The sequence below is a fragment of the Stenotrophomonas sp. YJH_SMC_122 genome, from assembly GCF_059369535.1.
The window spans coordinates 88,116-111,200 of sequence record NZ_JCAFST010000006.1; the positions used below are offsets into that span (position 1 = coordinate 88,116).

General features: G+C 68.7%; 20 protein-coding genes. 11 read left to right on the plus strand and 9 right to left on the minus strand.

The genetic code is table 11. The features are described 5' to 3' along the window. Window positions 1–51: 51 nt before the first annotated feature. The 4 genes from AC5P66_RS10100 to AC5P66_RS10115 all read right to left on the minus strand — a co-directional run bounded on the left by AC5P66_RS10100 (window position 52) and on the right by AC5P66_RS10115 (window position 3,257). The gene (locus AC5P66_RS10100) at window positions 52–522 is read right to left on the minus strand and encodes a SecDF P1 head subdomain-containing protein (protein ID WP_049417008.1); all 471 of its coding nucleotides are present in this window, start codon (window positions 520–522) and stop codon (window positions 52–54) included. Further along, the gene (locus tag AC5P66_RS10105; protein ID WP_049439442.1) at window positions 519–1,070 is read right to left on the minus strand and encodes an HdeD family acid-resistance protein; all 552 of its coding nucleotides are present in this window, start codon (window positions 1,068–1,070) and stop codon (window positions 519–521) included. Before AC5P66_RS10105 ends, AC5P66_RS10100 begins: the two co-directional genes overlap by 4 nt. A gap of 58 nt (window positions 1,071–1,128) precedes the next feature. Further along, window positions 1,129–1,824 (minus strand): ComF family protein, encoded by a 696-nt coding sequence (locus AC5P66_RS10110; RefSeq protein WP_099486901.1) that lies wholly within the window; start codon window positions 1,822–1,824, stop codon window positions 1,129–1,131. 92 nt (window positions 1,825–1,916) lie between these two features. After that, window positions 1,917–3,257 carry a chloride channel protein gene (locus tag AC5P66_RS10115; RefSeq protein WP_099486903.1) on the minus strand — a complete coding sequence of 447 codons (1,341 nt, stop codon included), beginning with the start codon at window positions 3,255–3,257 and terminating at the stop codon, window positions 1,917–1,919. A gap of 204 nt (window positions 3,258–3,461) precedes the next feature. Here AC5P66_RS10115 and bioB point away from each other — a divergent pair, with 204 nt between their 5' ends. The 5 genes from bioB to bioC all read left to right on the plus strand — a co-directional run bounded on the left by bioB (window position 3,462) and on the right by bioC (window position 8,300). Continuing rightward, entirely contained in the window at window positions 3,462–4,505 is a 1,044-nt protein-coding gene (gene bioB / locus AC5P66_RS10120) for a biotin synthase BioB (protein WP_099494969.1), read from the plus strand. Between the two features lie 67 nt (window positions 4,506–4,572). Continuing rightward, complete coding sequence (gene bioF, locus AC5P66_RS10125) at window positions 4,573–5,796, plus strand: 8-amino-7-oxononanoate synthase (protein ID WP_495216284.1); 1,224 nt, start codon at window positions 4,573–4,575, stop codon at window positions 5,794–5,796. Window positions 5,797–5,814: 18 nt separating this feature from the next. Continuing rightward, on the plus strand, window positions 5,815–6,594 hold the full coding sequence (gene bioH / locus AC5P66_RS10130; RefSeq protein WP_099486906.1) for a pimeloyl-ACP methyl ester esterase BioH: 780 nt from the start codon (window positions 5,815–5,817) through the stop codon (window positions 6,592–6,594). 29 nt (window positions 6,595–6,623) lie between these two features. Continuing rightward, complete coding sequence (locus AC5P66_RS10135; RefSeq protein WP_099494967.1) at window positions 6,624–7,403, plus strand: SDR family oxidoreductase; 780 nt, start codon at window positions 6,624–6,626, stop codon at window positions 7,401–7,403. Window positions 7,404–7,415: 12 nt separating this feature from the next. After that, window positions 7,416–8,300: a malonyl-ACP O-methyltransferase BioC gene (bioC, locus tag AC5P66_RS10140; protein WP_049415722.1), complete on the plus strand. Its 885-nt coding sequence runs from the start codon at window positions 7,416–7,418 to the stop codon at window positions 8,298–8,300. Window positions 8,301–8,521: 221 nt separating this feature from the next. On the opposite strand, the gene AC5P66_RS10145 is transcribed toward bioC, so the two are convergent. Both AC5P66_RS10145 and AC5P66_RS10150 read right to left on the minus strand, forming a co-directional pair. Beyond that, window positions 8,522–9,166: a YdcF family protein gene (locus tag AC5P66_RS10145; protein WP_219628503.1), complete on the minus strand. Its 645-nt coding sequence runs from the start codon at window positions 9,164–9,166 to the stop codon at window positions 8,522–8,524. Further along, complete coding sequence (locus AC5P66_RS10150) at window positions 9,151–10,113, minus strand: pyridoxal-phosphate dependent enzyme (protein WP_099494966.1); 963 nt, start codon at window positions 10,111–10,113, stop codon at window positions 9,151–9,153. Before AC5P66_RS10150 ends, AC5P66_RS10145 begins: the two co-directional genes overlap by 16 nt. 160 nt (window positions 10,114–10,273) lie before the next feature. Here AC5P66_RS10150 and AC5P66_RS10155 point away from each other — a divergent pair, with 160 nt between their 5' ends. Continuing rightward, window positions 10,274–10,765 carry a hypothetical protein gene (locus AC5P66_RS10155; RefSeq protein WP_049415731.1) on the plus strand — a complete coding sequence of 164 codons (492 nt, stop codon included), beginning with the start codon at window positions 10,274–10,276 and terminating at the stop codon, window positions 10,763–10,765. Window positions 10,766–11,310: 545 nt separating this feature from the next. Continuing rightward, window positions 11,311–13,200: a tRNA uridine-5-carboxymethylaminomethyl(34) synthesis enzyme MnmG gene (gene mnmG, locus AC5P66_RS10160; RefSeq protein ID WP_100478909.1), complete on the plus strand. Its 1,890-nt coding sequence runs from the start codon at window positions 11,311–11,313 to the stop codon at window positions 13,198–13,200. Between the two features lie 171 nt (window positions 13,201–13,371). On the opposite strand, the gene smeC is transcribed toward mnmG, so the two are convergent. The 3 genes from smeC to smeA are packed head-to-tail and all read right to left on the minus strand — an operon-like array spanning window position 13,372 to window position 19,142. After that, complete coding sequence (gene smeC, locus AC5P66_RS10165) at window positions 13,372–14,787, minus strand: multidrug efflux transporter outer membrane subunit SmeC (RefSeq protein ID WP_099494964.1); 1,416 nt, start codon at window positions 14,785–14,787, stop codon at window positions 13,372–13,374. Continuing rightward, window positions 14,784–17,933 carry a multidrug efflux RND transporter permease subunit SmeB gene (smeB, locus tag AC5P66_RS10170; RefSeq protein WP_099494963.1) on the minus strand — a complete coding sequence of 1,050 codons (3,150 nt, stop codon included), beginning with the start codon at window positions 17,931–17,933 and terminating at the stop codon, window positions 14,784–14,786. The genes smeC and smeB overlap by 4 nt, the downstream gene beginning before the upstream one ends. Before the next feature lie 12 nt (window positions 17,934–17,945). Then, window positions 17,946–19,142, minus strand: a complete 1,197-nt coding sequence (smeA, locus tag AC5P66_RS10175; RefSeq protein WP_099494962.1) for a multidrug efflux RND transporter periplasmic adaptor subunit SmeA — start codon at window positions 19,140–19,142, stop codon at window positions 17,946–17,948. Window positions 19,143–19,271: 129 nt separating this feature from the next. On the opposite strand from smeA, the gene baeS reads away from it, so the two are divergent. From baeS to AC5P66_RS10195, 4 genes are all read left to right on the plus strand, one after another. Beyond that, complete coding sequence (gene baeS, locus AC5P66_RS10180; protein ID WP_065196828.1) at window positions 19,272–20,663, plus strand: sensor histidine kinase efflux regulator BaeS; 1,392 nt, start codon at window positions 19,272–19,274, stop codon at window positions 20,661–20,663. Further along, entirely contained in the window at window positions 20,660–21,349 is a 690-nt protein-coding gene (locus AC5P66_RS10185; protein WP_049439469.1) for a response regulator, read from the plus strand. The genes baeS and AC5P66_RS10185 overlap by 4 nt, the downstream gene beginning before the upstream one ends. A gap of 135 nt (window positions 21,350–21,484) precedes the next feature. Continuing rightward, window positions 21,485–22,306: a nucleotidyltransferase domain-containing protein gene (locus AC5P66_RS10190; protein ID WP_099494961.1), complete on the plus strand. Its 822-nt coding sequence runs from the start codon at window positions 21,485–21,487 to the stop codon at window positions 22,304–22,306. A gap of 141 nt (window positions 22,307–22,447) precedes the next feature. Further along, a complete protein-coding gene (locus AC5P66_RS10195; protein ID WP_049414384.1) occupies window positions 22,448–22,978 on the plus strand; it encodes a gamma carbonic anhydrase family protein in 531 nt (176 codons plus the stop codon). The last annotated feature ends 107 nt before the right edge of the window (window positions 22,979–23,085 follow it).

Sequence of the window (23,085 nt, forward strand, 5' to 3'; positions counted from 1 at the left end):
GGTCGACCTTGGTCGGCCTCCGCGCGCAACGCGGTGGCGTTGGCGCGCCCGTCATTGGCCGGTGATGTGCCTGGCCAACGCCTGCGCCTCGGCGATGCTCGGCAACCCGCTCAGCATCATCGATTCACCGAACGGGCCTTTCACCGTCGCCACCATCAACACGCGGCCATCCACGCTGATCGCCGCTCGCTGGCCCACCAGTGCTTCCGTGCCATCGTGGATGCGCTGATGCGCTTCGTGTCGAAAGCGGATCTGCAGGCCCGGCTGCTTGGCCTCGTCCAGCACGTAGCGCACATCGGCGATGTCGGCGCTGCCAGCGATCGGCGGCTCGCGCAGGGCGAGCGTTTCGCCCTGCCACTGCGCCTGCCTGCCCTTGCCGTCCGCATCGACCGCGCTCAGGCGTACATCCACACCCGCGCGCGGCGCATGATCCTTGCCTGCCAGCGCACCGGGCGTGGCACCCGGCATGCATCCGGCCAGCACCAGCGCTGCGCCCAGCAGGAACGGAAACGCGCCCCTCACTTCAGCTTCCGCAGCTTGAACGCCACCAGCACCTGCAGCAGCCCGTACAGCAGGCTGCCAATGCCGATCCACAGCGTGGTCACCGCCACGCCTGCATACGGATTGGCCGCGAACAGCAGCCCCAGCACCACCGCCAGCACGCCACTGAGGATCAGCAGCCACTCGCCCTGGATCTGCTTGCGCACGCGGATCGCGAACACGATGCGGTAGATGCCGGCTACCAGCAGCCACGCCGCCAGGAACAGCACCAGCACGCTGGCGGTGGCCAGCGGATTGATCACCGCCAGGATGCCGAAGCCCAGCGAGGCGATGGCATACAGCGCCAGCCAGCCGCGCGGAGCACCATTGCCGCCGCTGATCAGTGCGAACAGGCTGATGACACCTTCAACGATGGCCATCACGCCCAGTGTCCACGCCAGCGCCATCGCTGCGGACAACGGCCAGCCGATGGCAACGATGCCGAAACCCAGCGCGACCAGGCCATACAGCAGCAGGATCCACCAGCTGCGGCCAACCGCTGACAACAAGGGAGACAGGGGGGAATTCATGGCCACTCCTTCAGTCCAGTACCGGCCACATCCTAGCCCCCGGCGATGAAGACAGCGATCACGGCACGCGCGCGCAGACCCACACGCGTACTTCTTCTGCGCCTGCGCAGCGCAGTGTTTCGGCGATTTCCACCACCGTGCTGCCGGTGGTCATCACGTCGTCGACCACGGTCAGCCGCGTGGGCACCGGCCCATGGACATCGAACGCATCGAACAGGTTGTCCCTGCGCTGTTCGGCCGTGCGTTCGGACTGCGGCGCGGTGTGCCTCCGCCGATACAGCCCATGCCAGACCGGCATCGGCAGCAGCCGGCACAGTTCAGCAGCCTGGTTGTAGCCGCGTTGGCGCAGGCGGCGGCGGTGCAGCGGCACCGGCACCAGTGGTGGGCATGACCAGGCGGGCGGTGCCCGCTGCATCAACTGCGCCAGCAGGCGGCCAGCCGCCAGGTCCTGATGGAACTTGTAGCGCAGCAGCAGCTGGTCCACCGGCGGCAGGTACAGCAGGCTGGCATGCGTGGCCGCCTGCGGCGGTGCCTCCTCGCGGCAGCTGCCGCAGACGATCAGGGCCGCGTCCGGCAACGGCAGCGCGCAACGCAGGCAGGCGCGGCCGGCCCAGGGGAGTCCGGCGAGGCAGGCGCGGCACAGATCGAGATCATCATGGCCCGGATCGCCGCAGACCAGGCAGCGGAGTGGCAGCAGCACACCCAGCAGTGCGCGGGAGACACGGGTTGCCGAATGCAGGAGATCAATACGCATCCCCCATGCTTCATCGCGCACCCCGGTGCGGCCATCGGCGAAGGACCGATTGCAGTGTCGGGGCTGCCCGCAACAGCGGAGGGTGCTGCCGATCAGGAAGGGCGTTCGTCCTGCCCAGGCCCGGTTGATGCAACCGCGGGCACCACCAGCACCTCTGCCAGCCCACGGTAGATCGGCACCCGGCACACCAGCCCGGACACACCACGCGCGATCAGCACCGTGGCCAGGATCGGCAGCAGCAGATCACCACTGTCGGTCAGCTCCAGCGAGATCACCGCCGAGGTCAGCGGTGCCTGGGTGACGCCGGTCAGGTAGGCACACATGCCCAGCAGCACGAACGCACGCGGATCCACGCCCGGCATCAGCACCGCCAGGTTGTGGCCAAGGCCGGCACCGACCGCCAGCGCCGGCGAGAACAGGCCGCCGGGAATGCCGGCTACGTACGATGCGAGATTCGCCAGCAGCTTCATCAACCCGAACTCATGGCCCACCATCGCCTGCCCCTGCACGAGGCTGCGCGCCTGTTCGTAGCCGGTGCCGAATGCGCCTTCTCCGAACGCCAGGGCCAGCAGCACCACCACCAGCCCGCAACCTGCGGCCAGCAACACGGGATGCCGCTGCCGCAGTTGCCCGAGCCAACGGGGGCGGCCCGCCGCACTGGCCAGCACCGCGCGCGCGAACAATCCGCCCAGCAATCCGGCCACTACGCCGCACAGCAGGATCGCGAGCCAGCCCTGTCCCAGCGGCAACCGCGCGCTCACATGGCCGAAGTAGGTGTAGTTGCCGAGCAGGCCCAGCGACACCACGCCGCCGACAATCACCGCAGTCAGCAGGGTGCCGGAGAACCGATGCTCGAAACGGCCGCTGAGCTCCTCGATGGCGAAGACGATGCCGGCCAGCGGTGTGTTGAACGCCGCCGCGATGCCGGCCGCGCCACCGGCCAGCAGGAAGTGCGAGAGTTCGCGCGGGTCCTTGAAGCCGAACCAGCGGCCGAACAGGTACATCAGGCTGGCACCCACATGCACGGTCGGGCCCTCGCGGCCAACGGACGCGCCACCGAGCAGGGACAGCGAGGTCAGCAGCAGCTTGCCGGCCGAAACCGCTGGGGAAAGGTTGGTTTTCCGGAACGGCTCATCGGGCTTGTCCAACGCAGCGATGACCTGCGGAATGCCGCTGCCCCGCGTGGGCTTCAGCACGCCACTGGTCAGCCAGGCCAGCAACGCGAAGATGCCGGGCGTGAGCAGCAGGGCCCACCACGGCGAGTGCGCGGTGATGCGCTGGAACAGATGGAAGGCCGCGTCGCTGGCCTTGGCAAACAGGATGGCCACCAGCGCTACGGCCACAGCCCCGCCCCAGAGCGCGGCACGGCGGCGCCAGGCCTCACTGAGAACCAGCGCGGTGATGCGGCCGCGGAGGCGATGAAGATCGGTCATGGGAGAGAGTCTGCGCGCCAGCGCTTGCGTCGGGCAGCGGCCACTGTGGCCGGAGGCCTTGCAGGATGCGGTGAAATGCGGCGCCTTCCTCGCTGCTAGGACACGCCAACGAATTGTAAACCATATCATTCAATAAATAGTTGACAGCCCTCTCCACCCCACCCACACTGCCGCCCTCGCTCCATTCGTATCCAAGGTCCCGCCATGGCTGCTGCCATCCGCCACGACTGGCAACACGACGAACTGCAGGCCCTGTTCGACCTGCCGTTGCCCGAGCTGCTGTTCCGCGCCGCGGCGGTCCACCGTGAGCACTTCGACCCGGCGCAGGTGCAGGTGTCCACGCTGCTGTCGGTGAAGACCGGAGGCTGCCCGGAAGACTGCGCCTACTGCCCGCAGGCGCAGCGCTACAGCACCGGCGTGAACGCGCAGAAGCTGATGGACACCGATGCGGTGCTGGCCAAGGCCCGCCAGGCCAAGGCCGCCGGCGCGTCGCGTTTCTGCATGGGTGCAGCGTGGCGATCGCCGAAGGACCGCGACATCCCGAAGGTGGCGGCGATGATCGCCGGGGTGAAGGCGCTGGGCCTGGAGACCTGCGCCACGCTGGGCATGCTCAGTGGCGAACAGGCACGTGCGCTGAAGGACGCCGGCCTGGACTACTACAACCACAACCTTGACACCGCGCCGGACTACTACGATTCGATCATCCACACGCGCCAGTACCAGGACCGCCTGGACACGCTGGAGCACGTGCGCGAGGCCGGCCTGAAAACCTGCTGCGGCGGCATCGTCGGCATGGGCGAGACGCGCGCGCAGCGCGTGGGCCTGCTGCTGGCGCTGGCCACGCTGCCGGCACATCCCGATTCGGTGCCGATCAACAGGCTAGTGCAGGTGGCGGGCACGCCGCTGCATGGCAGCGCCGAGCTGGACCCGTTCGAGTTCGTGCGCATGATCGCAGTGGCGCGCATCGCCATGCCGCGCTCGATGGTGCGGCTGTCGGCCGGTCGCGAGGCGATGAGCGACGAACTGCAGGCGCTGTGCTTCGTGGCCGGTGCCAACTCGATCTTCTACGGCGACAAGCTGCTGACCACCGGCAACCCAGAGAGCGAGCGCGACCTGGCCCTGTTCGCGCGGTTGGGCCTGCAACCGATGGCGATGCAGGTGGACGCCGAGGGTCACGACCACGGTGGCACCGTGCACGCCGATATCAGTGCAGATACGTCCGGCTGTGGCTGCGCCCGCGCGGCCTGAGACGGGCCGCAAGCAGGCGCCGCGGCAACGCGCTACCCTAGCCGCCCCGTCGCTGCATTCCGCCGCCATGGCCCGCCCCGACCTGACCGCCCGCCTCCACGCCCAACGCGCCCTGCGCGATGCCCAAGGCCTTCGCCGCGCGCGGCGCACGGTCAACCGTCGTGATGGCGTCCGCCTGGAAGTGGACGGCCAGTGGCTGACCGGCTTCTGCAGCAATGATTATCTGGGCCTGGCCCAGCAGTTCAGCGTGGTCAACGCGCTGCAGGATGCCGCCGCACGCGAAGGCACCGGCGCGGGTGCATCGCACCTGGTCTGCGGCCACCACGCCCTGCATGACGCGCTGGAGCGCGAAGTGGCGGAGTGGCTGGGCTACCCGCGCGCGCTGCTGTTCGGTAGTGGCTTCGCCGCCAACCTGGCCGTGCAGCAGGCACTGCTGAGCGAAGAGAACGACGTCTGCGTGCAGGACAAGCTCAACCACGCCAGCCTGCTCGATGCGACGCGGCTGGCCGGTGCGCGCCTGCGCCGTTATCCGCACCTTGATGCCGAAGGCGCGATGCGCCAGCTCAAGCACGCGCCCGACGGCGCGGCGATGCTGGCCACCGATGGTGTCTTCAGCATGGATGGCGACATCGCACCGCTGCGTGCATTGTCACTTGTGGCACGCCTGCAGCAGGCGCTGTTCTATGTGGACGATGCGCACGGCGTGGGCGTGGTCGGTGACGGCCGTGGTGCCGTGGCCGCCGCCGGGCTGGGCGTGGACGATGTGCCGCTGCAGCTGGTCACGCTGGGCAAGGCACTGGGCGGTTCCGGCGCGCTGGTGCTGGGCCGCGACGATCTGGTCGAGCACCTGGCCGAAACCGCGCGCCCCTACATCTACACCACGGCGATGCCGCCACCGCTGGCCGCCGCTGCACTTGAAGCGGTGCGCCTGGCACGCCGTGACAACTGGCGCCGCTCGAAACTGACCGACCTGATCGCGCTGTTCCGCAGCGAGGCACGCCGCCATGGTCTGGACCTGATGGCTTCGGAAACGCCGATCCAGCCGCTGCTGTGTGGTGACGATCACCGCGCTGTGGCGATGTCCAAGACACTGGAACAGGCTGGTTGGCTGGTCGGCGCGATCCGTCCACCCACGGTGCCCGAAGGCAGGGCGCGCCTGCGTGTCACCCTGACCGCCCTGCACACGCCGGAACAGGTGCGTGGCCTGGTGGACGCGATCGCCAGCGCGCGCGATCGCGTGGATCTGGCGGTGCGTGACGCCGCGCCACCGCCATTGCCTGTCTTTGCCTGAGCCTGCTGTCGTTTTCCCATGCATATCGACGTCACCGGCCAGGGGCCGGACCTGGTACTGATCCATGGCTGGGCCCTGCAGGGCGGTGTGTTCGCACCGTTGGTGCAGCGCCTGGCGGACCGGTTCACCCTGCATCTGGTTGATCTTCCGGGCCATGGCCACAGCCGCGAAGACACCACGCCGTTGCGCCTGCCATTCGTGGTCAACGCCATTGCCGCGGCCACGCCGCCGGCGGTGTGGTGTGGCTGGTCACTGGGCGGCCTGTTCGCACTGCACGCCGCCGCGACCCTTCCGAAGGTGCGCGGGCTGGCGATGATCGCGGCCACGCCGCGCTTCGTGCGGGGCGACGACTGGCCGCATGCGGTGGAGCCGGCGGTGTTCGAGCAGTTCGGGCGCGAGCTGGAGACCGACTTCGGCGGCACCCTGGAACGCTTCCTGGCGCTGGACGTGATGGGCTCTGCGCACGCCCGCGAGGAGCTGCGGACGCTGCGCCAAAGGCTGATCGAGCGCGGCGCGCCCACCGAACGCGCCCTGCTGGAAGGCCTGCGCCTGCTGGAAAGCACCGACCTGCGCGGGGCACTGCCGACGCTGGGCAAACCCAGCCTGTGGATCGCCGGCCAGCGTGACCGGCTGGTGTCTCCGGCGGCGATGCAGGCCGCTGCGGCACTGGCCCCGGGTGCGCAGGCGCTGACCATCGCCCATGGCGGCCACGCGCCCTTCCTCGGCCATGCCGACGAGGCGGCCAGCGCCCTGCAACACTTCGTTGCCGGCCTGTCACCGGCCGATGGCGGACAATGAGCCCCCTCCGAATTCCGCAGGATTGACGCATGGATCTGGGTATCAACGGCCGCTGGGCACTGGTCTGCGGCGCAAGCAAGGGCTTGGGCCTGGGCTGCGCGCGTGCGCTGGTGCGCGAGGGCGTCAACGTAGTGATCGTGGCCCGGGGCGAAGCGGCCCTGCAGGCCGCCGCTGAAGCACTGCGTGCTCTGCCCGGCGCCGCGGACATCCGCGCGGTCGCCGCCGATGTCACCACCGAGGCCGGCCGTGCCGCGGCGCTGGCCGCATGCCCGCAGGTGGACATCCTGGTCACCAATGCCGGTGGCCCGCCGCCGGGCGACTTCCGCAATTTCGAGCGCGACGACTGGATCGCCGCGCTGGACGCCAACATGCTGGCGCCGATCGCGCTCATCCGCGCCACCGTCGACGCGATGATCGCGCGCGGCTTCGGCCGCATCGTCAACATCACCTCGTCGGCGGTGAAGGCCCCGATCGACATCCTGGCGCTGTCCAACGGCGCGCGCAGTGGCCTGACCGGCTTCGTCGCCGGCCTGTCGCGCCGTACCGTGGCGCACAACGTCACGATCAACAACCTGCTGCCCGGCCAGTTCGACACCGACCGCCTGCGCGCCAACTTCGCCCACAGTGCGGGCAAGGACGGCAATGCTGCGGAAGTGGCCGAACGCCGCCGCCAGCAGATCCCCGCCGGCCGCTTCGGCACGGCGGACGAATTCGGCGCGGCCTGCGCCTTCCTGTGCAGCGCACAGGCCGGTTACCTCACCGGGCAGAACCTGCTGATCGACGGCGGCGCCTACCCCGGTACGTTCTAAGAGACTTTCGCAATGCCGTCCCACTTCGATGCCCGCCATGTCCGCCGCGCGTTCGCCCGCGCCGCCACCAGCTACGACGCCGCCGCCGCCCTGCAGCGCGAGGTGCAGGCGCGGCTGGTGGAATCGCTGGACTACCTGGAAGCACGCAGGCCCGAGGTGGTGCTGGACATTGGCGCCGGTACCGGCCACGCCAGTGCGCTGATGAAGAAGCGCTGGCCGAAGGCGCAGGTGATCGCACTGGACGTGGCCCTGCCGATGCTGGACCAGGCCAAGCGCCAGGCCGGTTGGTGGAAGCCGTTCCAGCGCCTGTGCGGCGACGCCGCCGCGCTGCCGCTGGCCGACAACAGCGTGGACGTGATCTTCAGCAACCTGTGCCTGCAGTGGGTGGACGATCTGCCGGCGGTGTTCGCTGGCTTCCGTCGCGTGCTCAAGCCCGGTGGCCTGCTGCTGTGCTCCACCTTCGGCCCGGACACGCTGGTCGAACTCAACGAAGCGTTCGCGGCCGCCGATGATCGCCCGCACGTGAGCCGCTTCGCCCAGATCGCCCAGTTCGGCGATGCGCTGATGATGGCCGGTTTCCGCGACCCGGTGCTGGATCGCGATCTGTTCACCCTGACCTACGACGACCTGCCGTCGCTGATGCGCGAACTGCGCGCGATGGGTGCCACCAATGCGCGGGTGGATCGCCGCCACACGCTGACCGGGCGTGGCCGTTTCGCTGCGGCGGCAGCGGCGTATGAACCGATGCGGCGCGCCGACGGCAAGCTGCCCAGCAGCTGGGAAGTGATCTATGCCCACGCCTGGGCACCGGACCCGGGCGCACCGATCCGCGAAGGCGGGCATGACGTGGCCTCGGTGCCGGTGTCGGCGATCCCGATCCGGCGCAAGCAGACCTGATCGTCTGTAGTGCCGGCCGCTGGCCGGCAACCTCACGATTCCATGGTTGGCATCTGCCGGCCAGCGGCCGGCACTACCAAATGCGACGCCATACGCGAATCGCTCTGGTGGGTGCCGACCTTGGTCGGCACAGTGCCGGCAACCTCACGATTCCATGGTGGGCGTCTGCCGGCCAGCGGCCGGCACTACCGCATGGCACCCGCCCAAATCAGGTTTCCGCCTCAGGTGTTGGCCGGCGAACTCAGCGGCGGCCGCACCAGGTCGCGGTGGAAGAAGTAGATTTCCTGCACCAGGAAACGCCAGCTGGTGTGGAAGCTGCGGAAGCGCGTGCTGGGCGTGGACGAGGCCAGTGCATCGATGCCCAGCGCCTTGCTCAGGCGCAGCGCGCGCGCCATGTGCAGCGGGTCGCTGACGATGATCACCCGGTGCAGGTTGCGCTGGTCCATCAGCCGCTTGGCTTCCACCAGGTTCTGCACGGTGTTGCGCGAGGCGGTCTCGATCAGGATCGCATCGTCCGGCACGCCGTGCTTGAGCGCATAGCGCCGCGCCACCTGTGACTCGGAAAAGCGCGCGCCGGTTCCACCATAGCCGCCGGTGAAGATCAGCAGTGGCGCGAACTGGGCCTCATAGAGATCCAGCCCATGACGGATGCGTTCTTCGAATACCGGCGACGGCTTGGCGTCATAGGCCGCCGCACCGAGCACGATGATGGCGTCGGCCTTGGCCGCCTGGTCACGCTCGCCGATCCAGACGATCCAGGCAGTCACGCCCAGCAGCCAGATCACCAGCAGGACGAACAACCGCCACAGCCAGCCCAGCAGGCCAGTGCGATGCCGGTGCCGGTCGCGGCTCACGGCGCCCCCCAGCGCAGTGCGGGCAGGTCGACGTTGCCGCCGGACAGCACCAGGCCCACGCGCAGGCCGGCAAAACGCTGCGGCTGCGCGAGCACCGCGGCGAGCACGGTCGCCGATGACGGCTCGACCACCTGCTTGAGGACCTCCCACAGCAAGCGCATCGCCGCCATCGTCGCCGCGTCATCGACCACGATCACCTCGGCGTTGGCCGCGCGCAGCAGCTCGAAGTTGGGCGCGCCGATCAGGGTGCGCAGGCCATCGCAGATCGTGTCCGGGGTGAACGGCCCCTGGCGCTCGCCAGCGGCCAACGAGCGCGCGGTGTCGTCAGCGCCGGCCGGCTCGGCCAGCACCAGCCGGGTCTGCGGGCTGGCGAGCTGCAGGGCCCGGGCGGTACCGCTGGCCAGGCCACCGCCGCCCACCGGCACCACCAGCACGTCGAACGGGCCGTCGCTGTGCAGCAGCTCCAGTGCCGCGGTGCCCTGCCCGGCCATGACGGCCGGGTCGGCATAGGGATGGACCAGGGTCGCGCCGGTATCAGCCTGTACTTTGGCGCAGGTGGCCTCGCGGTCGGCGATCGTTGGCGGGCAGCGCCAGAGCGTGGCGCCATGGCGGGCGATGTTGGCCAGCTTGGCCGCCACGGCACCTTCGGGCACCACCACGTGGCAGGGAATGCCACGGGTGCGCGCGGCCGAGGCCAGGGCGGCGCCGTGGTTGCCGGAGGAATGGGTGACCACGCCGGCACTGGCGCGATCGGCATCCAGCGACCACACCGCATTGCAGGCGCCGCGGAACTTGAATGCGCCACCGCGCTGCAGATGCTCGGCCTTGAACGCCAGCTGCGCGCCGGCCAGCGCATCCAGCGTGCGCGAGCGCAGCACCGGGGTCACGCTGGCGTACGGCGCGATCCGCGCAGCGGCAGCCAGGACATCATCGGCACGGGGCAACAGTGAATCGCTCATGACGCAAGATTAACGTATGGCTCCCTGCTGGCGACCCCGGCACAGGTCATGCCAGCATGGGAGCCTTCACCGCCATTCATCCTGGACAGTGAAGTTAAGGGCCGATTCAACGCCTGCGCACGAAGCTCACTGCACAACCCGTCCTCTGGGGGGACCCACCATGAAAACGCGCCTGATGCTTGCCGGTGGCCTGATGCTGGCCCTGACCGGCTGCACCACCTACGACTATGTCGGCGGTGGCCGCAGCGGCAGCTACTACCACGGTGCGCCGTCGGTGGAGTACCGCTACCCCGCCGGCTATCCCTACAACTACGGCTACCCGTACTACGGCGGCTATGGCGGCTACTACGGCGGCTATGGCAATCCGTACTACTCGCGCCCGATCTACCGCCCGCCGCACAACCACCGCCCGCCACCGCGCCCACCCGGCAACGGCGGCGAGAACCGCCCGCCGCCGCCGTCGCGGCCGTCGTACAACGGCGGTTCGCCGTGGCGGAACATGGACTCGATGCGCCGCCCGCCTCAGTCGAACATCCAGCCATCTGCGCCCCCGCCGCCGGCCCGTCCGGCTCCGGCGCCGAGTGCGCCAAGAATGAACGGTTCCCCCTGGCGCAACATGGATCGTGGGACGCAGCGCACAGTTGAGCGCTGAACCGTATTGCATTTCACACGGTCCAAGCCGCACTCTACGGGACCAGTGACGGCCCGCGTCACAAAGTGACAAAAACGGCATGGGCCGCCGCAAAAAGCTCTACGTCGATATCCGACAGGAACATCTGGATCCCCCCTGTTCCGGCCCTGTCGGATGTCGGCACCTCTGAAGGCAGACGGCCCCGCAGTGCGGGGCCGTTTGTTTTGCCGGATCACCCACCGGCGACAGCCCCAGCGTCAGTAGATCCACGCCCTGCGTGGATCTCGCCTTCCCGGCAGTCAAAAAAACAGGGCCGGGCAGTCCCCCGACTGCCGGCCCCCTGCTCCCCCACCGTGCGCCTGTACCGGCCCCTGTTCCAATTCCGGTCACGGGCGCCTGCGGCGCCAGCCACGGTGGGTGCTATTGGGTTATCTGCAAAAATCCTGCCAACTTTAGGGCTGATTTCGACGGGAGCCGGCCGGCGCCGACGTCCCGGCCCCGAATGGCGCTAAAATCGCCACCCCGGTGCCGCCCCGGCCGCGCCCGCCCCCAGCTGAACAGCCCCAATGAACCCGTCCTTCCATCGTTACGACGTCATCGTCATCGGCGGTGGTCACGCCGGCACCGAAGCCGCGCTGGCCGCGGCCCGTACCGGCGTGCGCACCCTGCTGCTGACCCACAACATCGAAACGGTGGGCGCGATGAGCTGCAACCCGGCCATCGGCGGCATCGGCAAGGGCCATCTGGTCAAGGAAATCGACGCCCTGGGCGGTGCGATGGCGCATGCCGCCGACCGCGCCGGCATCCAGTGGCGCACGCTCAACGCCTCCAAGGGCCCGGCCGTGCGCGCCACCCGCTGCCAGGCCGACCGCAACCTGTACCGCATGGCGATCCGCGCCATCGTCGAAGGCCAAGCCAACCTGACCGTGTTCCAGGCCGCCGTCGATGATCTGGTCATTGAAGGCGACGCCGTGCGCGGGGTCATTACCCAGACCGGCCTGCGCTTCGACGCCGGGGCCGTGGTGCTGACCGCTGGCACCTTCCTGGCCGGCAAGATCCATGTCGGCCCGACCCAGTACGCCGCCGGCCGCATGGGCGACCCGCCGGCCACTACCCTGGCGGCGCGCCTGCGCGAGCGTCCCTTCCAGGTGGACCGCCTGAAGACCGGCACGCCGCCGCGCATCGATGGCCGCTCGCTGGACTACAGCGTGATGGACGAGCAGCCGGGCGATTCGCCGCGGCCGGTGATGTCCTTCCTCGGCTCGGTGGACGAGCATCCGCAGCAGGTCAGCTGCTGGATCACCCACACCACCGAGCAGACCCACCAGATCATCCGCGACGCGCTGCACCGATCGCCGCTGTACAGCGGCCAGATCGAAGGCATCGGCCCGCGCTACTGCCCGTCCATCGAGGACAAGGTGGTGCGCTTCGCCGAAAAGGCCAGCCACCAGATCTTCGTCGAACCCGAAGGCCTGGGCATCGTCGAGATCTACCCCAACGGCATCTCGACCTCGCTGCCGTTCGACGTGCAGCTGGAGATGGTGCGCAGCATCCGCGGCTTCGAGAACGCGCACATCACCCGCCCCGGCTACGCCATCGAGTACGACTTCTTCGATCCGCGCGGGCTGAAGGCTTCGCTGGAGACCAAGCTGGTGAACGGCCTGTTCTTCGCCGGCCAGATCAACGGCACCACCGGCTATGAAGAGGCCGCCGCGCAGGGCCTGCTGGCCGGCCTCAACGCCGCGCGCCAGGTGCGCGGGCTGGACGGCTGGTGCCCGCGCCGCGACGAGGCCTACCTGGGCGTGCTGGTGGATGACCTGATCACCCACGGCACCAACGAGCCGTACCGCATGTTCACCAGCCGCGCCGAGTACCGCCTGCAGCTGCGCGAGGACAATGCGGACCAGCGCCTGACCCCGACCGGCCGCGAGATGGGCCTGGTGGATGACCGTCGCTGGGGTGCGTTCGAGACCAAGCAGGCCGCTGTTGCTGCCGAGCGCGCACGCCTGGGCGCGCTGTGGGCGACCCCGGCCAATGCGCTGGGCCGCGAAGTGCAGGACACGCTGGGCGTGGCGGTCAGCCGCGAGACCAACGTGCTGGACCTGATCAAGCGCCCCGAGCTGGATTACGCGCAGCTGATGCAGGTGCCATCGCTGGGGCCGGCCGTGGCCGACGCCAAGGTGGCCGAGCAGGTGGAGATCGGCGTGAAGTACGCCGGCTACCTGGACCGCCAGCGCGAGGAGATCGAGCGCCAGCAGCGGCATGAAGCCACGCCGATCGCCGAAGCCTTCGATTACGCGGCGGTGCGCGGGCTATCGGCCGAAGCGCTGCAGAAGCTGGAGCGCGTGCGCCCGCAGACCATCGGCCAGGCGCAGCGCATCCCGGGCATGACCCCGGCGGCGATCTCGCTGCTGCTGGTGCATCTGGAGCGCGCGCGCCGCGGCCGCGTGGCGTAACGCGGGACCGTCCGCTTCTGGTGGGTACCGACCTTGGTCGGTACATGACTCTGCCCTGGTGGGTGCCGACCTTGGTCGGCACGAATCATCCGAACGCGATGCTCCGTGCATGTGTGCCGACCAAGGTCGGCACCCACCGGAGCGGAACACGCACCCACATTGGCGATCGCGCTACCGTGCGTCGGCCGCGCCGCCCAGCACCTTGAACAACGTCACCCGGTTGCCCGCCTCCTGCTGCTGCAACGCGATCAGGTCCTGTTGTGCGGCATACAGGCTGCGCTGCGCATCCAGTGCCTGCAGATAGCCGTCCAGCCCGGTGCGGTAGCGCGCATCGGCCAGCGTGTAGCTGCGCTGGCTGGCGGCGACCAGTGCGCGCTGCGCTTCCATCTGCGTGGCCAGGTGATCGCGCGTGGCCAGCGCATCGGCCACTTCACTGAAGGCCTGCTGGATCGCTTTCTCGTACTGCCCGATGCCGATGTCCTTGCCGATCTTCGAGGCATCCAGCGAGGCCTTCAGTGCGCCGGCGTGGAAGATCGGCGCGGTGATGCTGGGCGCGAACGACCAGCCACGGGTGCCGGCCGAGAACAGCGTCGACAACGCGGTGGAGCTGTGGCCGTAGTTGGCGGTCAATGTCAGCGTCGGGAAGAATGCAGCGCGCGCGGCACCGATATCGGCATTGGCCGCCTGTAGTGCGTGTTCGGCGGACAACACGTCCGGGCGCTGCAGCAGCACGCTGGACGGCAGGTTGGCCGGCAGCGGCGCCAGTGCCACGCTGCCATCCAGCGCCTGCGCGGTTGGCAGCAGGGCCGCATCCAGCGGCGCCCCCACCAGCAACTGCAATGCATCACGATCCTGCGCCTGCTGCGTCTGCAGCTTGGCGAGCGCACCGCGTGCGGCTTCGACGCTGGTCTGTACCTGCGAGACATCCAGCCCCGAGGCCAGCCCCTGCGCATGACGGGCCTCGGTGCGCTGCAGGGTCTGCTGCTGGCTGTCCAGGGTCTGCAGTGTGAACGCCAGTGACTGCTCGTCCGCTGCCAGCGCCAGCCACGCCGTGGCCACTTCGGCCACCAGGCTGGTGCGCGCGGCGCGCTGGTTCTCGGCGCTGGCCAGCCAGTTCTGCAGGGCCTCGTTCTTCAGGCTGCGGATGCGTCCGAACAGATCCAGTTCCCAACTGCTGATACCCACCTGCACGGCATCGGATTCAGTTACCCGGGTGGCACCGGTCTCGCTGTTGGCATCGCTCACGCGCGAGCGGGCGACGCTGCCACTGGCATCCACCGGCGGCAGCAGCGCCGCGCGCTGGATGCGGTACTGCGCCCGCTCCTTCTCCACCTGCAGCATGGCCACGCGCAGGTCGCGGTTGTTCTGCAGCGCCAGCGTGATTACCTGCTGCAGGCGTGGCTCGAGGAAGACGTCGCGCCATGCCGGCATCGCCAATGCCGGCTCGGCCTCGCCCGTGGCGGCATTGCCGAATTGTGCCGGCACCGGCGCCTCGGGCCTCTGGTAATGCGGCGCCATGCTCACGCAGCCGCCCAGCACGGTGGTCATCATTGCGGCCGCAATGGCGCGCAGCAGCATCGGCTTCATGGGCGTACCTCCGGGGCGGTGGCTTCGGCCGGCGCGCGGCCCGGGAACAGGCGGCGCACGAGCAGGTAGAACAACGGCACGAAGAACATGCCCAGCACCATCGAGGCGACCGTGCCGCCGGCCACGCCGGTACCCAGCGAGCGGCGCGCGGCCGAGCCGGCGCCGGTGGCGAACACCAGCGGCAGCACGCCCATCAGGAACGCCAGCGAGGTCATCACGATCGGCCGCAAGCGCAGATAGACGGCCTGCAGGATCGCCTCGCGGGTGTTCCTGCCCTGCTGTTCAAGGATGCGCGCGAACTCGACGATCAGGATGCCGTTCTTGGCCGCCAGGCCAATCGTGGTCAGCAGGCCGACCTGGAAGTACACGTCATTGTTGAGGCCACGCAGGTTCATCAACAGCACGGCGCCGAACACGCCCACCGGCACCGCCAGCATCACCGCGAACGGCACCGCCCAGCTTTCATACAGCGCGGCCAGGCACAGGAACACGAACAGCAGCGAGATGGCGTACAGCATCGGCGCCTGGTTGCCCGACAGCTGTTCCTGGTAGGCCATGTCCGACCAGGCATGGCTGAAGCCTTCCGGCAGTTTGTCGGCCAGGCGCGCGATCTCGGCCATCGCCTCGCCGGAACTGACGCCGGGCGCGGGCTGGCCGGTGATCTCCATCGCCGAGATGCCGTTGTAGCGTTGCAGCGCGGCCGGTGCACTGGACCAGTGCGCGCTGACCAGCGACGAAAGCGGCACCATCTGCCCAACCTGGTTGCGCACGCTCCAGCGCTCGATGTCCTGCGGCTGCATGCGCGCTTCGGCGGCGCCCTGGATGAACACCTTCTTGATGCGGCCCTTGTAGATGAAGTTGTTGACGAAGTCGCCACCCAGCGCCGCGTTCAAGGTGTCATTGATGTCCTGCGGATTCACGCCCATGGCCTGCGCCTTGGCGTCGTCCACCTTCACCGCATACACCGGCGCGTCCTCCAGGCTGGCGTAGCGCACGTTGACCAGCTTCGGATCCTTGGCGGCTTCCTTCAACAGCGTGTTGCGCGCGGCCACGGCAGCGGCATGGCCGGCGCCGCCTTCGTCCTGCAGTTCCAGGGTGAAACCGCCCGCATCACCCAGGCCAAGGATGGCCGGTGGCGAGGTGATGAACACCTGCGCATCGGGCACGCTGGCCAGGGCCGCGGTCAACCGCGCGGCAATGGTGTCGGCGTCGTCCTTGCGGTCATCCCAGTCCTTCAGGCGGATGAAGGCCTGGCCGACGTTCTGGCCGCTGCCGGTGACACTGAAACCGGCGGTGGCTTGGATCGACAGCACGCCGTCGTCCTTCACCGCGGCGGCACTCAGGCGATCCATCACCGCGCGGGTCTGCTCCAGGGTGGCACCGGCCGGCAGCTTCACCAGCGCGTTGAGCATGCCCTGGTCCTCGTCGGGCAGGAACGCGCCCGGCAGGTGCCACAGCAGCAGGCCGGTGGCCACGCTCAGCGCCAGGTAGAACACCACGCCCAGCGTGCGCCGGCCAAGGAAGCCATCCACCCGGCTACGGAGGCCGTTGGACGCGCGCTCGAAACGGTGGTTGAACCAGATGAAGCACTTGCCCAGCAGGCTCGGCTCACCGCCGTGGTCGCCATGCGGATGGCCGCCCTTGGGAATCGGGTGCAGGATGCTGCCGCACAGGGCCGGGGTGATGGTCATCGCCACCAGCACCGACAGGATCATCGCGGCAGCGATCGTCACCGAGAACTGGCGATAGATCACGCCGGTGACACCGCTGAAGAACGCCATCGGCAGGAACACCGCGGTCAGCACCAGCACGATGCCGACCAGCGCGCCGGTGATCTGGCCCATCGCCTTCAGCGTGGCCGGCTTCGGCGCCAGCCCTTCGAAGGTCATCACCCGCTCCACGTTCTCCACCACCACGATGGCATCGTCCACCAGCAGGCCGATGGCCAGCACCAGCGCGAACATGGTCAGCGTGTTGATCGAATAGCCAAATGCCGCCAGCACGCCGAAGGTGCCCAGCAGCACCACCGGCACCGCGATGGTCGGGATCAGCGTGGCCCGCCAGTTCTGCAGGAACAGGTACATCACCAGCACTACCAGGATGACCGCCTCGATCAGGGTGATCACCACTTCCTTCAGCGAGATCGTCACGAACGGCGTGGTGGTGAACGCCACGTGGTAGGTGTAGCCGTGCGGCCAGTGCTTCTGCAGCTGCTGCAGTCGTGCCTCGACGGCCTTGGACACGGCGATGGCATTGGCGCCGGCATTGAGCTCGATGCCCAGCGACGCCGACGGCTTGCCGTTGAAGGTGCTGATGCTGTCGTAGCTTTCCGGCCCCAGGCCGATCGTTGCCACGTCGCCCAGGTGCACCACGCTGCCGTTGGCATCGGCCTTGAGCACCACCCGCGCGAACTGTTCGGGCGTGTGCAGGCGGCTGCGCGCGGTGACCGTGGCGTCCAGCTGCTGGCCCTTCAGCGCCGGCTGGCCCCCCAGCTCACCGGCCGAGACGTCGGTGTTCTGCGCCTGCAGTGCGGTCTCGATGTCCGACGGCATCAGCGCGTACTGCCGCATCTTCTCCGGGTCCAGCCAGATGCGCATGGCGTATTCCTGGCCGATCGGCTGGATGTTGCCGACACCACTGACGCGGCTGATCTGGTCGTCGATGCGCGCTTCCATGAAGTTGGCGACATCGAAGTTGTCCATGCTGCCGTCTTCGCTGGTGAACGACAGCACCTCGAAGATCGAACCACTGGACTTGGTGATGGTCAGGCCGTTCTGTTGCACCGCCTGCGGCAGCGTCGCCATGGCCGCCTGCAACTGGTTCTGCACCTGCACCTGCGCGGTGTCCGGATTGGTGCCGGTGGCAAACACCAGGTTGACCTGCGCCGAGCCATCGGAGGCGCTGGTGGAGGTCATGTACATCAGGTGGTCCAGGCTCTGCTGGGACTGCTCGATGACCTGGGTGACCGCGTTCTCCACGGTCTGCGACGAGGCGCCGGTGTAGGTGGCGCGGATGGTGATGGTGGGTGGGGCGATCTGCGGGTAGCGGTCCACCGGCAGGATCAGGATCGCGAGCAGGCCGAGCAGGCCGACCGCAATGGCGATCACCCAGGCGAAGATCGGCCGGTCGATGAAGAAACGAACCATGCGTGGCAGGCCTCAGTGCGACGTTTCGTCGGTGTTGCCGTCCGGGTCGACCGCCGGCATCGCCGCCAGCTGCGCCGTGGTGGCCGCCGCCGCCTTCACCTGCTGGCCGAGCGAAACCGCGCTGCCATTGCTGACGATCACCCGCTCGCCGGGCTTCAGGCCCTGGGTGATCTGCCACTGGTTGCCCACTACCTGGCCGGTGCTGACCCGGCGCTCGACCACGCGATCCTTTGCGTCGAGCAGGCGCAGCAGCGGCTCGCCACGTTCATTGCGCAGCACCGCCTTCTGCGGCACCAGCAGGGCACGCGCATCGGTGGCCATCGGCAGCACCGCCTTCAGGTACATGCCCGGCAGCAGCAGGCCCTCCGAGTTCGGAATGACCGCGCGCAGCACCACGTTGCCGGTGCCCGGATCGACTGCGCTGCCGACGAACTCCAGGGTGCCTTCATGCGCATAGGTGCTGCCGTCCTCCAGCAGCACCTTCACCTGTGCCTTGCCGTCGATGGCTTTCACCAGGCCGGCGTCGAGCTGCGTGCGCAGCGCCAGCATCTGCGTGCTGGACTGGGTGACATCCAGATAGACCGGGTCCAACCGCTGGATGGTCGCCAGCGCCGCGTCCTGGCCGGCGGCGACCAGCGCGCCAGCGGTCACGCTGGAGGTGCCGATGCGGCCGTCGATGGGGGCGGTCACCCGGGTGTAGTCGAGGTTGATGCGGGCCGCCTGCAGCGCAGCGCGCGCGGCGATCACATTGGCCTGGGCCTGCTTCAGCGCCGAGGTGGCGTCGTCGGCGTCCTGCTTGCTCGCCGCATCCATGCCCAGCAGCGTGCGGGTGCGCTCGGCCTTCGGCTGCGCCGACAACACAGTGGCCTCGGCCTGCGCCAGCTGGCCACGCGCGGTATCGAAGGCGGCCTGGTACGGCGCCGGATCGATCTGGTAAAGCAGCTGGCCGGCCTTGACCTGCTGGCCTTCGGTGAACAACCGCTGGCGGATCAGCCCACCGACCTGCGGGCGCACCTCGGACACTTCGAACGGTACGGCGCGACCGGGCAGGGTCTGCTGCAGGGCCAGCGGCTGTGCGCTGGCAGTGATGACGCCCACTTCAGGGGTGGCCGGGGCCTCGGCCCTGCCCGCCGAGCAGGCCGCCAGGGCCAGCAGCAGGGGCAGCAACAGCGGACGGGGAGAACGGGACAGCGGGGGCAGGAGTGACATGAGGGGGCGTGGGGGCCTTGCGTTGACCCGTGCACGCTGCCGTGGAACTGTGCAGAGAATATGGAGATTGTGCGACCGGCTCAGCGGGCGCTTGCTTTCGGCGCCGCATGCGCCGCTAATGGCCCCGCGATGGCGAAGATTCGACTCAAATTCGGCCTGACCGCGAAGACCTTCCTCGCGATCTTCACCGCCTGCCTGCTGGTGCTGGCAGTGAACGGCATTGCCAGCCGAGTGGCGTTCCAGACCGGCTTCCTGGACTACCTCAATGACCAGGGCGATCTGCGCATGCAGCGCGTGATGCCGCACCTGCAGCGCGAGTACAGCGCACACGGCGGCTGGGAGCATCTGCGCGGCGACAGCGACCGCTGGGCGCGGCTGCTGCGCCCGGATCTGGCCCATGGGCACGAGGGGCCCGTGCCACCGCTGTCCGACCAGACCGGCGTTCCCTCCCGCCTGGGCCTGTTCGATGCACAGCATCGGTTCGTGGCCGGCAACCCGGACGCCACCAGCGACGACGAGCCGCACGCCGTGCAGGTGGACGGGCACACGGTCGGCTGGCTGGGCATGGTGCCGTTCCAGACCGTCATCGCCACCAACGACCTGAACTTCTACAACACCCAGATGCGCGCGTGGTGGGTGATCGGCATCGCGCTGCTGCTGGTGACGGTACTGCTGGCCTGGCTGGTATCGCGCGCGCTGCGCCAGCGCCTGGCCAAACTGGCGGCGGCCACCCACCGGCTCGCCGCCGGTGACTACGCCACCCGCATCGAGCGCACCAGCGATGACGAGCTGGACGCCCTGGTCAACGACTTCAACCGGATGGCGCAGGCGCTGGACGACACCGAGCGCAACCGCCGTGCCTTCATCGCCGACATCTCGCACGAACTGCGCACGCCGCTGGCGGTGGTTCGTGCCGAACTGGAAGCCATCGAGGACGGCATCCGCCCGCTGGACCGCGCCAACCTCGGTGCCCTGCAGGGCGAGATCCGCCAACTGGGCAAGTTGATCGACGACCTGCACGACCTGTCGATGACCCAGTCCGGCGGCCTGGCCTACCGCTTCGCGCCGCTGGACCTGGCGGCGCTGCTGCGCAGCGAGCTCAATGGCATGCGCGTGCGCTTCTCCACGGCGGGGCTGGCACTGGAGGAGGACCTGCCCGCCACACCGCTGCAGGTATCCGGTGACGAACGGCGCCTGCAGCAGGTGCTGGCCAACCTGCTGGAGAACGCATTGCGCTACACCCACGCCGGGGGCCGCGTACGCGTGCAGGCAGCGCGCGTGCCTGCCGGTGTGCAGCTGATCGTGGAAGACACCGCGCCAGGCGTGCCGGCCGACAAGTGCGCGCTGCTGTTCGAGCGCTTCTACCGGGTGGAGAGCTCGCGCAACCGGGCCAGCGGCGGCAGCGGGCTGGGCCTGGCCATCAGCCACAACATCATCCTCGCCCACCACGGCCTCATCCACGCCGAGCCATCGCCGCTGGGCGGGCTGCGCGTGGTCATTACCCTGCCGGAGCCTGCATGAGCCTGTCCCCCGCCGCGTCCGCGAAGATCCTGATCGTCGAGGATGAGCCACGCCTGGCCTCGGTGCTGCGCGACTACCTGGCCGCCGCCGGCATGACCAGCGAATGGGTGGACGATGGCGGCCAGGTGATCGACGCATTCGCGCGCTACCAGCCCGACCTGGTGCTGCTGGACCTGATGCTGCCGCAGCGCGATGGCGTGGACCTGTGCCGCGAACTGCGCGCCAGCAGCGATGTACCGGTGATCATGGTCACCGCACGGGTGGAAGAGATCGACCGCCTGCTGGGCCTGGACATCGGTGCCGACGACTACATCTGCAAGCCGTTCAGTCCGCGCGAAGTGGTCGCACGGGTGATGGCGGTGCTGCGCCGCTACCGCCCGGACCCCGCTGCGCGCGCCAACAGCGGGCTGCATATCGACGAACCGGCCGCCCGCGCCACCTGGAACGGCAAGGGCCTGGACCTGACCCCGGTCGAATACCGCCTGCTGCGCACCCTGCTGGCCACACCAGGCCGGATCTGGGCGCGCGATGAACTGCTCGACCGGCTGTACCTGGACCATCGCGTGGTGGTCGACCGCACCGTCGACAGCCATGTGCGCAACCTGCGCCGCAAGCTGGCCGACGCCGGCATGGAAGGCGAACCGATCCGTTCGGTGTACGGCATGGGCTACAGCTACGAACCCTAGCCGGTGGTGCCGGCCGCTGGCCGGCAGCCGCAGAATTCCAGGTGCGCCCATTGAGGTTGCCGGCCAGCGGCCGGCACTACCCGTGCGCAACTGCGCTACAGTCGAGAACGCTCGACATCAACGGATCACGACTGCATGGACGACATCCACCCGGTCGCGCCGGACAAGCGCGCCGCCATCCTTTCCACCCTGGCCGACATCGAACAGCGCTACGACGTACGCGTGCTGCTGGCGTGCGAATCCGGCAGCCGTGGCTGGGGCTTTTCCTCGCCGGACAGCGACTACGACGCGCGCTTCATCTACGTGCATCGCCAGCCGTGGTATCTCAGCGTCAACGAGAGCACCGGTCCCGGCGAAGCGCAGCGCGATGTGATCGAACTGCCGATCGACGATGAGCTCGACGTCAGCGGCTGGGACCTGCGCAAGGCACTGCGGCTGGTCTCAAAATCCAATCCGACACTGATCGAATGGCTGCGTTCGCCGATCGTGTACCGGCAGGACGACGCCGCCGTGGCGCAGCTGTGGGAGGCAGCAAAGTCCTTCTATTCGCCGCTGGGCACGTGGTGGCACTACTTCAACATGGCGCGCTCGAACCATCGCGGTTACCTGCGTGGCGAGATGGTACGCACCAAGAAGTACCTGTACGTGCTGCGCCCACTGCTGGCCTGCCAGTGGATCGAGCACGAACAGACACCTCCGCCGATGGCCTTCGAGGATCTGCTGGATCGACTGCTGCCGCACGGCCCGGTGCGTGAAGCCATCGATGCCCTGCTGGTAGTGAAACGCGCCAGTGCCGAGGTCAATGCCGGACCACGCATCGCGGCGATCAGCGATTTCATCGATCGTGAGCTGGCCACCCGGACTGCGCAGGCGCCACAGCTGCCCGCTGGACACGGTGATGCGGCGTGGCTGGATGGGCTGTTCCGGCAGGTGCTGGCCGAGCACGCACCGGCATGAAGAGCCGCAGCTACTTCCGGTAGTGCCGGCCGCTGGCCGGCAACCGCAGAATTCCAGGTACGCCCATGACGTTGCCGGCCAGCGGCCGGCACTACCACACGGGTATCATCGTCGCGAACGCCCTGATTTCCGGAGACATCGATGAACCCGCTGCGCCCCTTCCGCGACAAGATGCCCGTCCTCGGCGAGCGCGTGTACATCGATCCTGCCTGCACCGTCATCGGTGACGTGGAGCTGGCCGAGGACGTATCGGTGTGGCCGGGCACGGTCATCCGCGGTGATGTCAATCACGTGCGCATCGGCGCGCGCACCAACGTGCAGGATGGCACCATCATCCACGTCAGCCACCACAGCCCCTACAACAAGGCCGGCTACCCGACCCTGATCGGCGAAGGCGTGACCGTCGGCCATGGCTGCATCATCCACGCCTGCACCATCGGTGATTACAGCCTGATCGGCATGGGCGCCTGCATCCTGGATGGCGCCCGTGTGGAACGCCATGGCTTCGTCGGTGCCGGAGCGGTGGTCGGCCCGGGCAAGGTGGTCGGTGAAGGTGAGCTCTGGGTGGGCAACCCGGCCCGCCCGGCGCGCACGCTGAGCGGCAAGGAGATCGAGTCGCTGCACTACTCGGCCGACCACTACGTGCGGCTGAAGGACGAATACCTGGGCTGAACGGCCAACGCCGCCATGCGGCTCTGCTAAAGTCTGGGCCCGACCAGGACCTGTCGAGACCCCCATGCCTGTGGCTGCCTGCCGGAGAGGACTCCGGCGCCCACAAC